The organism is Pseudoduganella guangdongensis (assembly GCF_009857475.1).
Taxonomy (GTDB): Bacteria; Pseudomonadota; Gammaproteobacteria; order Burkholderiales; family Burkholderiaceae_D; genus Rugamonas; species Rugamonas guangdongensis.
The window spans coordinates 301,068-315,400 of record NZ_WWCJ01000003.1 but is presented as its reverse complement, the minus strand read 5'-3'; the positions used below and the strand labels follow the sequence as shown (position 1 = coordinate 315,400).

16 protein-coding genes are annotated in these 14,333 nt (G+C 64.4%); 12 read left to right on the top strand and 4 right to left on the bottom strand.

All coding sequences use genetic code 11. The features are described from left to right. Positions 1-30: 30 nt before the first annotated feature. The 3 genes from GTP41_RS05785 to GTP41_RS05775 are packed head-to-tail and all read left to right on the top strand — an operon-like array spanning position 31 to position 2,320. On the top strand, positions 31-1,254 hold the full coding sequence (locus GTP41_RS05785; RefSeq protein WP_161024612.1) for an MFS transporter: 1,224 nt from the start codon (positions 31-33) through the stop codon (positions 1,252-1,254). Between the two features lies 1 nt (position 1,255). Continuing rightward, positions 1,256-1,909: a DUF1345 domain-containing protein gene (locus GTP41_RS05780; RefSeq protein WP_161024611.1), complete on the top strand. Its 654-nt coding sequence runs from the start codon at positions 1,256-1,258 to the stop codon at positions 1,907-1,909. 54 nt (positions 1,910-1,963) lie between these two features. Continuing rightward, the gene (locus GTP41_RS05775; protein WP_161024610.1) at positions 1,964-2,320 is read left to right on the top strand and encodes an HPF/RaiA family ribosome-associated protein; all 357 of its coding nucleotides are present in this window, start codon (positions 1,964-1,966) and stop codon (positions 2,318-2,320) included. Between the two features lie 3 nt (positions 2,321-2,323). On the opposite strand, the gene GTP41_RS05770 is transcribed toward GTP41_RS05775, so the two are convergent. Continuing rightward, a complete protein-coding gene (locus tag GTP41_RS05770; protein WP_161024609.1) occupies positions 2,324-3,109 on the bottom strand; it encodes a helical backbone metal receptor in 786 nt (261 codons plus the stop codon). A 66-nt stretch (positions 3,110-3,175) separates the two neighbouring features. Between GTP41_RS05770 and GTP41_RS05765 the strand changes: the two genes are divergently transcribed. Next, positions 3,176-4,144 carry a GGDEF domain-containing protein gene (locus GTP41_RS05765; RefSeq protein WP_161024608.1) on the top strand — a complete coding sequence of 323 codons (969 nt, stop codon included), beginning with the start codon at positions 3,176-3,178 and terminating at the stop codon, positions 4,142-4,144. A gap of 71 nt (positions 4,145-4,215) precedes the next feature. On the opposite strand, the gene GTP41_RS05760 is transcribed toward GTP41_RS05765, so the two are convergent. Next, on the bottom strand, positions 4,216-4,752 hold the full coding sequence (locus GTP41_RS05760; protein ID WP_161024607.1) for a DUF5610 domain-containing protein: 537 nt from the start codon (positions 4,750-4,752) through the stop codon (positions 4,216-4,218). Positions 4,753-4,802: 50 nt separating this feature from the next. On the opposite strand from GTP41_RS05760, the gene sbcB reads away from it, so the two are divergent. Continuing rightward, positions 4,803-6,248 (top strand): exodeoxyribonuclease I, encoded by a 1,446-nt coding sequence (gene sbcB, locus GTP41_RS05755; RefSeq protein WP_161024606.1) that lies wholly within the window; start codon positions 4,803-4,805, stop codon positions 6,246-6,248. A 60-nt stretch (positions 6,249-6,308) separates the two neighbouring features. Here the strand turns inward: sbcB and pyrF are convergent, their stop codons facing one another. After that, a complete protein-coding gene (gene pyrF / locus GTP41_RS05750) occupies positions 6,309-7,130 on the bottom strand; it encodes an orotidine-5'-phosphate decarboxylase (RefSeq protein ID WP_161024605.1) in 822 nt (273 codons plus the stop codon). Between the two features lie 104 nt (positions 7,131-7,234). Between pyrF and GTP41_RS05745 the strand changes: the two genes are divergently transcribed. From GTP41_RS05745 to GTP41_RS05715, 7 genes are all read left to right on the top strand, one after another. Further along, positions 7,235-7,825, top strand: a complete 591-nt coding sequence (locus GTP41_RS05745; protein ID WP_161024604.1) for a LemA family protein — start codon at positions 7,235-7,237, stop codon at positions 7,823-7,825. A gap of 9 nt (positions 7,826-7,834) precedes the next feature. Next, positions 7,835-8,914, top strand: a complete 1,080-nt coding sequence (locus GTP41_RS05740) for a TPM domain-containing protein (RefSeq protein ID WP_229502749.1) — start codon at positions 7,835-7,837, stop codon at positions 8,912-8,914. Beyond that, positions 8,914-9,438, top strand: coding sequence for a TPM domain-containing protein (locus GTP41_RS05735; RefSeq protein ID WP_229502748.1), 525 nt, complete (start codon positions 8,914-8,916; stop codon positions 9,436-9,438). The genes GTP41_RS05740 and GTP41_RS05735 overlap by 1 nt, the downstream gene beginning before the upstream one ends. A 32-nt stretch (positions 9,439-9,470) precedes the next feature. Then, on the top strand, positions 9,471-10,235 hold the full coding sequence (locus GTP41_RS05730) for an SDR family NAD(P)-dependent oxidoreductase (protein ID WP_161024603.1): 765 nt from the start codon (positions 9,471-9,473) through the stop codon (positions 10,233-10,235). A gap of 231 nt (positions 10,236-10,466) precedes the next feature. Then, entirely contained in the window at positions 10,467-12,338 is a 1,872-nt protein-coding gene (locus GTP41_RS05725; protein WP_161024602.1) for a methyl-accepting chemotaxis protein, read from the top strand. Between the two features lie 166 nt (positions 12,339-12,504). Next, positions 12,505-12,903 carry a VanZ family protein gene (locus tag GTP41_RS05720; protein WP_161024601.1) on the top strand — a complete coding sequence of 133 codons (399 nt, stop codon included), beginning with the start codon at positions 12,505-12,507 and terminating at the stop codon, positions 12,901-12,903. Between the two features lie 75 nt (positions 12,904-12,978). Then, the gene (locus GTP41_RS05715; RefSeq protein WP_161024600.1) at positions 12,979-13,326 is read left to right on the top strand and encodes a hypothetical protein; all 348 of its coding nucleotides are present in this window, start codon (positions 12,979-12,981) and stop codon (positions 13,324-13,326) included. Here GTP41_RS05715 and GTP41_RS05710 read toward each other — a convergent pair. Continuing rightward, positions 13,323-14,258 (bottom strand): TraB/GumN family protein, encoded by a 936-nt coding sequence (locus GTP41_RS05710; protein WP_229502747.1) that lies wholly within the window; start codon positions 14,256-14,258, stop codon positions 13,323-13,325. The two genes, GTP41_RS05715 and GTP41_RS05710, sit on opposite strands and share 4 nt — an antisense overlap. Positions 14,259-14,333 lie beyond the last annotated feature (75 nt).

Sequence of the window (14,333 nt, the reverse complement as noted above, 5' to 3'; positions counted from 1 at the left end):
GGGGCGCGCAGCGCACCACAGCACGCAACTATGTCATCTAACGGCTTCTCCGTCCTCCGCCACCGCAACTTTGCTTTCTACCTGTCCGCCCGCCTGCTCGGCACCATCGCCGTGCAAATGCAGAACGTCGCCATCGGCTGGCAAGTCTACGCCCAGACCAAGAACCTGTACTACCTCGGCCTGATCGGCCTGGCGCAGTTCGCGCCCTTCCTGCTGCTGATCCTGTACGCCGGCCACGCCGCCGACCGCTATAACCGCCGCAACATCATCGCCACCTGCCTCGGCGCCCAGCTGCTATGCGGCCTGGGTTTGCTGGCCTACACCAGCAGCGGTTTCGAAGCCGTGTGGCCGATCTTCGCCGTGCTGGTGCTGTACGGCAGCGCGCGCGCCTTCATGAGCCCCGCCACCCAGGCGGTGCTGGTGAACATGGTGCCGACCGAAGACTTCAGCCGCGCCGTGGCGCTCTCCAGCTCCACCTTCCAGGTCGCCGTCATCCTCGGCCCCACCCTGGGCGGCCTGCTGTACATCTACGGCCCCACCGCCGTCTACACCGTCACCTCCCTGATGCTGCTGGCGGCCGTGGTGCTGATGTGCCTGACCCGCCCCGCCCCGCAAGCCACGCGCAAGGAACCGGCCACCTGGCACAGCGTACTGGAAGGCCTGCGCTTCGTCTGGTCGCGCCCCATCATGCTCGGCGCCATTTCGCTCGACCTGTTCGCCGTGCTGTTCGGCGGCGTGACCGCCCTGCTGCCCGCGCTGGCGCACGACGTGCTGCACGTCGGCCCCACCGGCCTCGGACTGCTGCGCACCGCGCCCGGCGCCGGCGCCGCCATCATTTCCATCGCGCTCGCTTTCTGGCCCATCACGCGCCGCGTCGGCGCCTGGATGTTCGGCGGCGTCGCCCTCTACGGCGTATGCACCGTGATCCTCGGCTTCACCAGCAACTTCGGCCTGGCCCTCGCCTGCCTGCTGCTGCTCGGCGCCGGCGACATGATCAGCGTCTACGTGCGCCACCTGCTGGTGCAGTTCGAAACGCCGGACGCCATCCGCGGCCGCGTGAGCGCCGTCAACGCCGTTTTCATCGGCGCCTCCAACGAGCTCGGGGAGTTCGAATCCGGCATCACCGCCGGCTGGCTCGGGCTCACGCGCGCCGTAGTGTTCGGCGGCGCCGCCACGCTGGCCGTCACCGGCATCTGGGCCTGGCGCTTCCCCATCCTGTCGCGCATGGACCGCTTCCCCCACCACAAGGAGTAAGATGGCGCGCATGCGCTACCACCTGTTCCGCAGCCGCCCCCACCTGAGCGCCGCCATCGTGATCGGCGCAGTGGCCGGCGCCTTCCTGCCCGCGCACTGGTCGCCGCTGGTGCGCGCATTGACCGCCTGGGATATCGCGGTCTGGATCTACCTGTTCAGCGTCGGCTGGATGATGCTGCGCGCCGACCATCGCCAGGTGAAGCGCATCGCCGCCAGACAGGACGAGCGCGCCGCCACCATCCTCGCCAGCCTGGTGGTGGCCACGGTCATGAGCATCGTCGCCATCAGCAGCGAGCTGGCAAGCCTGCGCGTCATGCCGGCCAGCGAGCGCGGCCCGCACTACGCCTTCGTGGTGGTGACCCTGATCGGCTCCTGGTTCCTGGTCGGTACCCTGTTTTGCTTCCACTACGCGCACCTGTACTACAACGCGCGCGGCCACCAGCGCCCGTTGGCCTTCCCCGGCGGCGAAACCCAGCCCGACTACTGGGATTTCCTGTATTTCTCATTCACCATCGCGGTCGCCGCCCAAACCTCCGACGTGGCCGTGCAATCGGCCGCCCTGCGCAAGCTGGTGCTGGCGCAATCGGTGCTGAGCTTCTTCTTCAATCTTCTTATCCTGGGTTTATTCGTGAATATGGCAGCCTCGCTCATGTAGGCGTATGATGGAATCGCGTGGAAACACGTTCTAGCTAACAAACGGGAGCAGCATATGCAAATCAATGTGAACACCGACAAAACCATCGAACGTACCGCAGGACTGGACGACCATGTACGCGAAGTCGTCAAAACTGCACTCAACCGGTTCGGCGAGCACATCGGACGCGTCGACGTCCACCTCAGCGCAGGCAATGCCCAGAAGTCCTCGGATGGCGACATCCGCTGCATGATCGAAGCACGCGTCACCGGCTATCAGCCGATCGCCGTCACCGACCACGACGCCACCCTCCACCAATCCATCAACGGCGCGGCAGACAAGCTGCAACGGGCCATCGACAGCGCCCTGGGCCGACTGAGCGACAGCAAGCGCCATAGCGCGCAGCCGAACTTCGAAGAAGCCGAAGAATAAACCTTAACCTGCGGCGGCAGCCAGGCTTTGCAGGTAGCGGATACCAGGCAAGGCACGGCTGCCATACCAGGACATCATCTCCCCATCCACCAGTTGCACCGGCTTGCCGATCTGGCGCTCCAGCGCGTCCACGTGCTCTTCCGTGAAACGGTAAGGCTCGGACGACAGCAGCACCTGGTCGATATCGCGCAGCAGTCCATCGCTCCACTGGAAGCTCGGGTAACGCACACTGCCAATGTCCGGAATCGACCAGCCGATCAGCGCCAGCATGCGCGCGATATAGGTATCGCGCGAAATGGTCATCCACGGATCTTTCCAGATGCAGTACAGCACGCGTTGCGGACGCCCCTTCGGCGCCGTTGCCAGCGCCGCCAGCTCGGCCTCGAACGCGCGGCACCACGCCTCCGCCTTCTCCTGCGCACAGAAGATGCCGCCCATCAGCCGCACCATCTCCAGGTTATCGCGCGGCGCGATTGGATGCGTGACCACGATATGCGGCACGAATTCCGCCAGCAGGTCGACGGTCGGCTTCTCGTTCTCGTCGATATTCACCACCAGGTGGGTCGGCGCCAGCTTGCGGATTTTCTCGATGTTGACATCCTTGGTGCCGCCGATCTTGGGAATGTCGCGTACCACCTGCGCCGGATGGATGCAGAAACCCGTGCGTCCCACCAGTTGCGGCGCCAGGCCCAGCTCGCACAAAAGCTCGGTAATGGACGGCACCAGCGACACAATGCGCGCATTGGGAGCGGCCGCGTGTTGCGTGCCGAGGATATCGGTGTAATTCATGGCCGATATTGAACCACACTTGGGCTATCATTAACACCTGTTACGTCTGCAGCAAGAAAGTACATCGTGAAAGCAATCGGCACCTTCGGCACCTCCGCCTACCAGATCCAGGCCTTGCAACTGTTCCGCGGCGCCGACAGCCTGCGTCTTGCCCCGCTGCTGAAAGATTGCCCGATCATCCAGCTCGAGCAAGGCGACGTGGTCACTGACGCCCAGCGTGCGCGCATGTACGTCGTGCTGCGCGGCGCCCTCTCCGTGGCGGCCGACACGCGCACCGGCATGTCCGACGGCACCATCAGCAAAGTGCTGCCCGGCGAAAGCGTGGGCGAGCAAGCCGTGCTCGACGAAGAAGCCAACCAGGCCAGCATCACCGCCCTCGAACAAAGCGAACTGCTGGTGCTGGAAGCCGAACTTGCCTGGCAGCTGATCGACGCCGCCAACGGCGTCGCCCGCAACCTGCTGCGCCTGCTCTCCTTCCGCATCCGCGCCGCCAACGCCATGATGCGCAAGCGCCAGAAGCTGGGCGAGTTCTATCGGCAAATGTCGATGGTGGACGGCCTGACCAACCTGTACAACCGCGCCTGGCTCAATGACTTTTTGCCGCAGCTGGTCGCCAGCGCCCAGGCCACCGGCCAGCCGCTGTCGCTGATCATGCTCGACATCGACCACTTCAAGAAATTCAACGACAGCCACGGCCACCTGCAAGGCGACCACGCCCTGCGCACCGCCGCGCAAGTGCTGACCGGCGCCTTGCGCCCGACCGATTTCGCCGTGCGCTACGGCGGTGAAGAGATGATGGTGGTGCTGCCCGACACCAATGTGCAGGTAGCCGAAGCCGTCGCCGGCCGTCTGTGCCAGCGCATGCGCGACGCCGTCGTCTTCAGCGACATGCGCCTGCCGCTGCCGCACATCACCAGCTCCTTCGGCGTTGCCGCGCTGGCCGATGGCCAGGACGACATCGCCCTCATCGCCAGCGCCGACGCCGCCCTCTACCGCGCCAAAGAAGCCGGCCGCAACCGCGTCATGGTCGGCTAAATTCGGGGTCAGGTCTGACAATCGGACAATTTGCTGCGCAAATTGTCCGATTGTCAGACCTGACCCCGAATTTAAGCATCGTCTTTCGGACCGCCCTGGTTGGCGACAAAGTCATCCAGCCCCTTCATCACCAGTGCGTAGGTCTTGTCGATGTTGGAGGCAATATCGCCGTTCAGCACTTGCAAGCCCTGCAGGATGTCGCGCGCTTCCTTGAAGCCCTTTTCGATGCCGCCCTTGATCGTGTCCATGAACTTGTTCAGGGCCTGGTCGCCCTCCAGGTCCGAGTTCTGTTTCTGGAAAGCGCTGAAAAAGGCGGTCGAGAGTGATACGATGCGTCCCGCCGTGCCTTCGGGCGAGTTGTCCTGGCTCGTGGCATTCTGGATCGCATCCGGCCCGAAATCGGCCTGCAATTGCTCATTGATCGAGGTAATCGCGGATTTATATACCAGCGCCAGCGGGTCGTTCTCCGAATTCAGCGAAATGGAGGCCGATTCTTGCAGAATCGACACATTCAGCTGCAGCTTGGCACGCGTGGACGCGGAAATGGCCGTATCACTGCTCGCCGTGGCGGGCGTGGCGCGGGTACTAACGGAAATGGAATTTGACACAACAGTCCTCCTTGCCTCAGCATTCGATAACGAGAACCAACAATTGCACCATGAGTAACCATACCTTCCTGTGGCATGACTACGAAACCTTCGGCGCCGTGCCACGCCGTGACCGCCCCGCCCAGTTTGCCGCCATCCGTACCGACGCTGAGTTGAACGAAATCGGCGAGCCGATCATGCTGTTCTGCCAGCCGGCCAACGACTACCTGCCCGACCCGACCGCTTGCCTGATCACCGGCATTACCCCGCAGCAAGCTTTGCAGCAGGGCGTGCCGGAACACAAGTTCGCGGCAACGGTCGAGAAGGCCTTTTCCGAGCCCGGCACCATCGGCGTAGGCTACAACACAATCCGTTTCGACGACGAAGTCACGCGTTTCTTGTTCTGGCGCAACCTGATCGACCCTTATGCGCGCGAATGGCAGAACCAGTGCGGGCGCTGGGACTTGCTGGACGTGGTGCGCATGACTTATGCGCTGCGTCCGGAAGGCATCGAGTGGCCTATCAATGATAACGGCAAGCCAAGCTTTAAACTTGAGCACTTGACCAAAGCTAACGGCCTGGTGCACGAGGCGGCGCACGATGCCTTGTCGGACGTGCGTGCCACCATCGCGCTGGCGCGATTGATCCGCAGCAAGCATCCGAAACTGTTCGACTTCTGCCTGGCGCTGCACAAGAAGGACCGCGTGGCGGAGGAAATCGGCCTGCACCTGGCGCCCAACCTGCGCCAGCCCTTCCTGCACGTGTCGGGCATGTTCCCGGCCGAGCGCGGCTGCCTGGCCCTGGTGTGGCCGCTGGCGGCGCATCCGACCAACAAGAACGAGCTGCTGGTGTGGGATTGCTCGTACGATCCGCAGGAGCTGTTCGCGCTCGATGCGGAAACCATCCGCATCCGCCTGTTCACCCGCAATGACGCCATGCCGGAGGGGATGACGCGCTTGCCGATCAAGAGCATCCACATCAACAAGTCGCCGATGCTGGTGTCGAACCTGAGGACGCTGCGGCCGGAACTGGCTGAGCGCTGGGGCCTGGACCTGGAGACGGCGCGCGCGCATGCGGCGCGCGCGGCGGCGGGGCCGGATATGGCGGCGATCTGGGAGCAGGTGTTCTGGCGTCCCGCCAGCGAGGCGGCGGATGTGGATGAGGATCTGTACGGCGGCTTTGTCGGCAATGGCGATAGGCGTTTGCTGGAGTCGCTGCGGCGGGAGCCGCCCGCCAAGCTGGCGACGGCGGCGCCGCAATTTCAGGATGAGCGCTTGGCTGAGCTGCTGTTCCGCTACCGCGCGCGCAACTTCCCGCAGACCTTGTCCGAGGAAGAGCATGAGCATTGGGAGCAGCACCGCGCGGCGCGTTTGTTCGAGGGCGCTGGCGGGGCGCGTACGGTCGATGAACTGTTCTCGGAGCTGGACCGCCTTGGCGCGGAGACCGCTGAGGATGGGCAGCAGGTGCTGGCCGCCCTTTACGACTATGTGGAGATGATTGCGCCCGAGCGCTACTAAAACCGGTACAGCGGTGTCTGACCCTGAGGGTCAGGCACCGGTTTGCCGGCTTTATCGGTGTTAAGCGCGATGCGCGTTAATCGCGTCGCGCGTCTCCAGCGCCACGCGGCGCGCCGCTGCCGCGAAATCCTCACCGCCCTGCGGCGCCGCGTACAGGATCGCACGCGAAGAATTGATCATCATGCCGGTGCCGTTATAGGTACGGCCAGCCTTGACAGTCGCCTCAATATCCCCGCCCTGCGCGCCGATCCCCGGCACCAGCAGCGGCATATCGCCCACAATCGCTCGCACCTGCGCCAGTTCTTCCGGGAAGGTAGCGCCCACCACCAGCGCGCACTGGCCGTTGGCGTTCCACTTCTCCGCCACCAGCTTCGCCACATGCTGGTACAGCGGCTTGCCGTCCACCTTCAGGAACTGCAGGTCCGAACCGCCCGCGTTCGATGTACGGCACAGGATGATCACACCGCGATCGCTCCACTCCATATACGGCTCAACCGAATCAGAGCCCATATACGGATTCACGGTCACCGCGTCCGCCTGGTAGCGGTCGAAGGCTTCCCGCGCGTATTGCTTGGCGGTAGCGCCGATGTCGCCGCGCTTGGCGTCCAGGATCATCGGGATGTGCGGGTAGTTCGCCTTGGCGTAGGCGCAGATCTTCTCCAGCTGGTCTTCCGCGCCCAGCGCGGCGAAATACGCGATCTGCGGCTTGAACGAGCAGGCCAGGTCGGCGGTGGCGTCGATGATCTCGGTGCAGAACTGGTAGATGCCCTGCGGGTTGTTCTGGAACTGCGCGGGCAGGCGCGCCATGTCCGGGTCCAGGCCAACGCACAGCAGAGAGTCATTGGCTGCCCAGGCAGCGCTTAATTTTTCGATGAATGTCACAGCGGGCCTCTTTCTTTTTTGCGTTGCAAACCCACTATTATAACGGGAGCGCCCAGCGCGCCATTTGCGTGTATATTTCGATAATACGTTCCAGGGAGCGAAGAATGCGAAAATTTCTTGCTGTAGGGCTGCTGGCGGCGGTGTTCCTGTCCGGCTGCGGTTACAACGACTTCCAGGCCAAGGACGAAGCGGTCAAGGCACAGTGGGGCGAAGTGGTCAACCAGTACCAGCGCCGCGCGGACCTGATCCCCAACCTGGTGAATACCGTCAAAGGTTATGCCGCCCATGAGCGGGAAACGCTGGAGGCGGTGACCAAGGCGCGCGCCTCGGCCACCAGCATGCAGGTGACGCCGGAGGTGCTCAACAATCCGGGCGCCTTGCAGAAATTCCAACAGGTGCAGGGCGAGTTGTCTTCCGCCCTGTCGCGGCTGATGGTGGTGGCGGAAAAGTATCCCGACCTGAAGGCGGACGCCAGCTTCCGCGACCTGCAGTCGCAATTGGAGGGCACGGAGAACCGCATCACCGTGGCGCGCCAGCGCTATATCGCCTCGGTGCAGGACTTTAACGTGCTGGCGCGGCGCTTCCCCACCAATCTCACGGCCATGATGTTCGGCTACGAGTTGAAGCCCAGCTTCACCGTCGAAAACGAAAAATCCATTTCAACCGCTCCCACAGTGGACTTCAACAAGAAGTAAGGTGCCACGATGGCTACCCGTCAAACGCGCGGTGGCGGCAAAGGTTCCAGCCGCGATGAGGACCGGTCGATCGATCCCTTGCTCGATCGCGACATGGCGCGCCGCTCCGGGGGACTAGCCGAACACGCGCGGCGCTGGCCGCTTGGCTCGCCGTGGCTGCGGATTGCGCTGGGGCTGGCCCTGGTCGTGCTGCTGGTGCTGGGGGTGGCAGGCGCCTCGGCGTATGCGGCCGATGCGGGCTTCGTCGCGGTTCCGGCCAAGGCGGCGCGCGTGACCGACCAGGCGGGGATGCTGACGGCGCAGCAGCGCTCCTCGCTGGAGGCCGTACTGGCCGACTACGAGCGCAAGTCGGGCAGCCAGATTGCGGTGTTGCTGTTGCCCTCCACCGCACCGGAAGCGATCGAGCAATACAGCATCCGCGTGGCCGATGCGTGGAAGCTGGGGCGGCGCGGGGTCGATGACGGCGTGCTGCTGGTGGTGGCGAAGGATAATCCGTCGTCGTTGCGCCGCCTGCGGATCGAAGCGGGACGCGGGGTGCAGGGGACGCTGACGGACGCGCAGTCCAAACGCGTTCTGCAGGATGTGATTGCGCCGCATTTCCGGCAGAACGACTTTTACGGCGGGCTGGCGGCTGGCGTGAGCGCGATTGCGACTTTATTGGATAAGGAGCGCCTTCCCGCGCCCGCCGGCGGCACGCCCGGCGTCCAAGGCGGCGTGGCCGGGATGGCGGACGCGGCCGGCGCGGGCGCCATCCCGGGCGCTGCGGGCGGCGCGCGCGATGCAGGCGCAGCGCGCGACGGCGCGGATGGCGCTAGCGGCTGGTCGCTGGGCTGGGCCTTGCCGCTACTGCTGTTTGGCGTTTTCGTCCTGCTGCCGATGCTGCGCGGCGGGCGCCGGCGCGGCTTGCGCCGCGGGGGCTGGGGATCGGATGCCACCGGCGTGCTGCTCGGCGCCGCCCTGGGCAACGCCCTGAGTGCGGCCAGCCGTGGCGGCAGCGGCGGCAGTTGGGGCGGCGGCGACTTCGGCGGCGGCGGCTTCGGCGGCGGTGGCGGCACATTTGACGGCGGCGGCGCCTCGGGAGACTGGTGATGACGACAATGCCGACAAGCTTCCTTGGCCGCTGCAAGCGCGCCTGGCGCCACGCCACCAGCGGCACGGCCGCCGGCAAACGCGCCTTCCCGCCCGCAACGCTGGCGGCGATCGAACAAGCCATCGCCCTGGGGGAACAGCGCCACCGCGCGGAAATCCGCCTGATCGTGGAACCGGGTCTGGACCTGAAAGAAGCCTTCAACAACACCACGAACCGTCAGCGCGCCCGCGCCTTGTTCGCGCAATACGGCGTGTGGGACACGGAAGAAAACTGCGGCGTCCTCATTTACATCAACCTCGCCGCGCGCGAAGTCGACATCGTGGCCGACCGCCACGTCGGCAAGCTGGTGGCCGACTCCGAATGGCAAACCATCTGCCGCACCATGACCAGCGGCTACGCCCAGGGCGACTACCACGCCAGCACGCTGTCCGCGCTGGAACAGCTGAACACACTGTTGGCGCGCCACTACCCCGCCAGCGGGGAGCGCCAAAACCAGCTGCCCAACGACGCCGTCATCCTCTAAAATTAGCTTCCTCACCAAAAGTGGAAGCAACAATGAAACTCACGAATAAAGTAGCCATCGTCACCGGCGCCACCCAGGGGATCGGCCTGGCCTGCGCCCAGCGCCTGATCACCGAAGGCGCCAAGGTCATGCTGGTGGACATCAAGCCGGAAGGCGCCCAAGCCGCCGAGGCGCTGGGCGACCAGGCGCGCTTCTTCGCCGCCGACGTCAGCCAGAAGGCCGACGTGGACGCCATGGTGGCCGCCACCCTCGCCGCCTTCGGCCGTGTGGACATCCTGGTCAACAATGCCGGCGTCACCCACAAATGCAGCTTTCTCGACCTGGCGGAGGCAGATTTCGACCGCGTGCTGGGCATCAACCTCAAATCCATGTTCCTGTGCGGCCAGGCGGTCGCGCGCGAAATGGTCAAGCAGCAAAGCGGCTGCATTATCAATATGTCAAGTGTGAATTCGGAGCTGGCGATCCCGGACCAGGTGCCGTATGTGGTGTCGAAGGGTGGCGTCAACCAGCTGACCAAGGTCATGTCGCTCAACCTGGCGCCCTACGGCATCCGCGTCAACGGCATCGGCCCCGGCACCATCCTGACCGAACTGGCGAAACAGGCGGTCCTGGCCAGCCCGGAAGCGAAACGCACCATTTTGTCGCGCACTCCTTTGGGGCGCTGCGGCGAGCCGGAAGAAGTGGCGTCGATCTGCGCCTTCCTCGCCAGCGACGACGCCAGTTACATGACCGGCCAGACCCTGTTTGTGGATGGCGGCCGCATGGCGCTGAACTACGTTGTACCAGTTAAAGAATAGTTAATCGAATAGTTATATCAAATTTGAATAACGATTATCGAAAATGAAAATTGGACTGATATGTGGCGCTGCACCATAATAGCGCATGTCTCCACTATTCTCCTCCAAGAAAATAGTTTAAGCCCGCTTTAACCAGCGGGCTTTTTTTTTGTCAATTTTTGTCCACATCCGTTCCTGACCCCGAAGTGGACATTACAATTGGCTAGCGAGGGGGTGACGGTGGACCGACTGTTGAACCAACTAAAACTGTGGCAGCGCTTTGCGCTACTGGGCCTGATGGGCGTGCTGCTGGTCGCGCCGCCTTTTTATCTCTTCCTGGCTGAGAACAGCCGCAACATCGCATTCTCTTCTACCGAACAAGGCGGGCTGAAACCCGGGGCGCAGGCGCTGGCCTTGCTGCAGATGATGCAGCAGCACCGCGGCTTGTCGGCGGCCTTTGTCGGCGGCGGGCAGCTGGCGCAGGAGCGCAGCGCCAAGGAGGCGGAGGTCAACCGGCTCTTGTTGGGCATGTCCAGCCTGCTGGCCGAGGGCGGCGGCCAGGACCGGCGCATGCTGTCGCGCATCGGCGATGAGTGGGCGCGCCTGGCGCGCGAGGTCAGCACACGCAGCCTGGATACCGTGGAAAGCTATGAGCGCCATACTGCGCTGTGCGAGTACACCCTGCTCTTCATCGAGCAATTGGCCGACCAGTCGGGCCTGTCGCTCGACCCCGATCCCGACTCCTATTACCTGATGCGCGCCGTTTATTTCGATCTGCCGCGCGTGGCGGAAAACCTGGGCCAGATGCGCGCGCGCGGGGCGGGCTTGCTGGCGACGCGCAAGATCGATATCGAGCAGCGCGCCATCATGTATAGCTTGCTCAGCAAGGCGCGCCAGGCCAGCGAGGGCATGCAGCGCACGCTGGGCAAGGCGTATGCGGCCAGTCCGGTCCTGAAGCAGCGGCTCGATGCGCCGGTGTCCGCTGCCGTTGCGGCGGCGGCGGAAGTGACGGAACTGGCGCGCAGCCGCATCGTGCTGGCCGAGAAGCTGGAGTATGCGGCGCCGGACTATATCGCCGCCACCACGCGCGCCATCGACCAGCAATTCAGCGCCGCCGATGCGGCGCACGCGCAACTAGGCGACCATATCGCGCAGCGCCTGCAGCAGCAGCGCGCGACACGCCAGCAGCTGGCGGGCGCGGTGCTCGCCGTGGCGCTGCTGGCGATCCTGGTCGGCTACGCGATCAGCCACCATCTGATCCGCCAGATCGGCGGCGAGCCGGCGCATGTGTGCCAGGTGCTGCAGCAGGTGGCGCAGGGTGAGCTGACGCAGCGCGTGCAGCTGCGCGCACAGGATCGCGGCAGCCTGGCGTATATGGTGCAGGACATGGCGCAGCGCCTGCATGCCACCGTCACCAGCGTGCGTCAGGCGGCCGATGCGCTGGCCAACGCCGCGGCCCAGGCCAGCGCCACCGCGCAGGCCCTCAGCACCAGCTCCACCGAACAGGCGGCCAGCGTGGAGCAGACCAGCGCGTCGATCGAGGAGATGAGCGCATCCATCTTCCAGAACCATGAGAACTCGCGCATCACCGACGAGATGGCGACGCGCGTGGCGGGCTATGCGGTGCAGGGCGGCGAGGCGGTGGCGCGCACGGTGGGCGCCATGCAGCAGATCACGCGCGAGATCGCCATCATCGACGATATCGCTTACCAGACCAACCTGCTGGCCTTGAATGCCGCCATCGAAGCTGCGCGCGCGGGCGAACATGGGCGCGGCTTCGCCGTCGTTGCGGCGGAAGTGCGCAAGCTGGCCGAACGCAGCCAGGCGGCGGCGCAGGAAATCAGCGGGGTGGCGCAGGACAGCGTGGCGGTGGCCGACCAGGCCGGCAAGCTGTTGAAGGAGATCGTGCCCGGCATCGGCCGCACATCCGAGCTGGTGCAGGAAATCACGGCGGCGTCGCGCGAGCAAAGTAGCGGCGCCAGCCAGATCAGCGAGGCCATCAACCAGCTCAGCGAAACCACGCAGCGCAATGCGGCGGCGGCGGAACAGCTGGCCGCGACGGCGGAAGAACTGGCCAGCCAGGCCGAAGTCCTGCTTGATGCGGCGGCCTTCTTCAAGGTCTGAGCAAAACTTGTTCTATGTCATGGCGCCGTCATACAGGCGCCCTATAATGGCTACATCTGACACACACGCAACGGATATGCGTGGTGGCAGAAGGTGCGCCGGCCATGTGCTGGCGCATCGGCTTTTGGGGCCTGTTTTTTTTGCGCCCTGTGGTATCTTCCCACCCATGCAAAAATTCCTGACCCTGCTGTTCCTCAGCGACGCGTACGCGCGCCTGCGCTTCTGGGGCGCCCTCTTCCTGTTCACCCTCAATTGCATCATCGGTTCGATTCCCGGCGCGCGCGCCGAAGCGGCGCAGTATGCGAGCGGGCTGGTGCTGCACAGCTTTGGCTATTCGGTGCTGGCCTTCCTGCTGTTCACCGGCTGCCAGGGCCAGGCGCCGCAGCGCGCGCTCAAAGCTGTGTTCGGCGTGGCCATCCTCGGTGCGATCGATGAGTTCGTGCAGTCCTTCTTCCCTTACCGCCACGGCTCGGTTGACGACTGGCTGGTGGATATGGCTGCGGCCATCATTGCCGCCACCCTGATGTGGGCCTTGTGGAGCTTGCGCAAACGCCCCGCCGCTTGACGTGCGTCAGCCATCGGTCGAACGGCGTACACTTCCCCGGCGCGCAGACCTTACGTGACTTCTCAGGGAGGATGTATGAAACTAACCGCAATTTTGCTGGTCAGCCTGGCTATGGCTGGCTGCACCACGGACAGCAGCAAAAAAACCGCTAGCATGGATGAAGGCAGCACCCTGGCCGCGAGCGAGAACACCGCTTCCGCCGGCTGGGATGGCATCGTGCAGTCGATTGACTCCGCAGGCTCCTTGTCCGCGGGTGGTGCTATGGGGGCCACTGCCGCCGGCGCCGCGGGCGGCTACCGTGTGACCGTGCGCAAGGCCGACGGCACATTGGAAACCGTGACCGTGGACGCCATGCCCGGCTACCGCGTTGGCGATAGCGTGCGTTACTCCAATGGGGCCCTGAACAGCAGCCCGAAATACTAGTAGACCTTGTCGACCTGGTAGCCGTGCTGGCGCAGTAGCGCCGGCACGCCATTGTCGCCCACCAGATGCAACAGGCCGATGCCGATGAAGGCGTCGCCCTTGCGCATGATCGCTTCGATGCTGGCCGCCATTTCGGGATTGCGCTTGCCCAGCAAAGTGCGGTCCATAAAACGGGCCGATACGCTGTCGCCCGTGGTCAGCTCGTGCGTCAGGGCCGCGATGCGCGCCGCGTCCGCCGCGCCCCATGCTTCCACCAGGCCGGCGGATTTGCGCAACGCGCCGCCGCTGTCGATGTCATCGATATTTTCCAGCAGGTAGGCTTCCTGCTGCGCGTCGTCCAGCGCGCCGAACAGGCCTAGCTGGTAATCGGCGTTCTCCAGCTCCAGCAAGGGTTTCTTGCGCGCGTTGGAGAGCAGGAAGCCCTCCACGCCCATGCCGCGATTGAAGCCGCTCTTTTCGATTTCCTGGCCCACCAGGATGTTCGCCACCACCCACGGGCGGTAATGCTCGACGCTTTTCAGCGGCAGCTTGACCTTGGCCAGCGCCGCCTGCAGTTTGCGCAGCGCCTCCGGCGACAAGTGGTCGCGGATGGTTTGGCCCGCCGGGTACTGGCCGTGGCGCGCCAGCGCCTGGAAGTAGTCGTCGCTGGCGCGCACGTCAAGCTCCAGCACCAGCGCACTGGATTTGGCCAGCGCCTCGGTCACTTCGGGTTCAAGCGGGAAGAAGTCCTGTTTGCCGACATGGATAGTGCCGAACAGGTAAGAGATTTTGCCTTCGTGATGCACGCGGTACAGCGCGCCGCGACGCGGCACCTCGCTGGACAGCATGGCATCCGCAGGCGCGGCGACGTGCGCCGGCGGGATACTCATATCCATACTGTGGGCCGACAGGGAAAATGACAATACGGTCAGGAAGGCAAGCTTGCGGAACATGGCATCTGATCTAAAGATGCCTGTAGCGCAGCCAGGCATGGGCTGAGGCTTCCGCGACGAAAGCCTTGTTGCCCA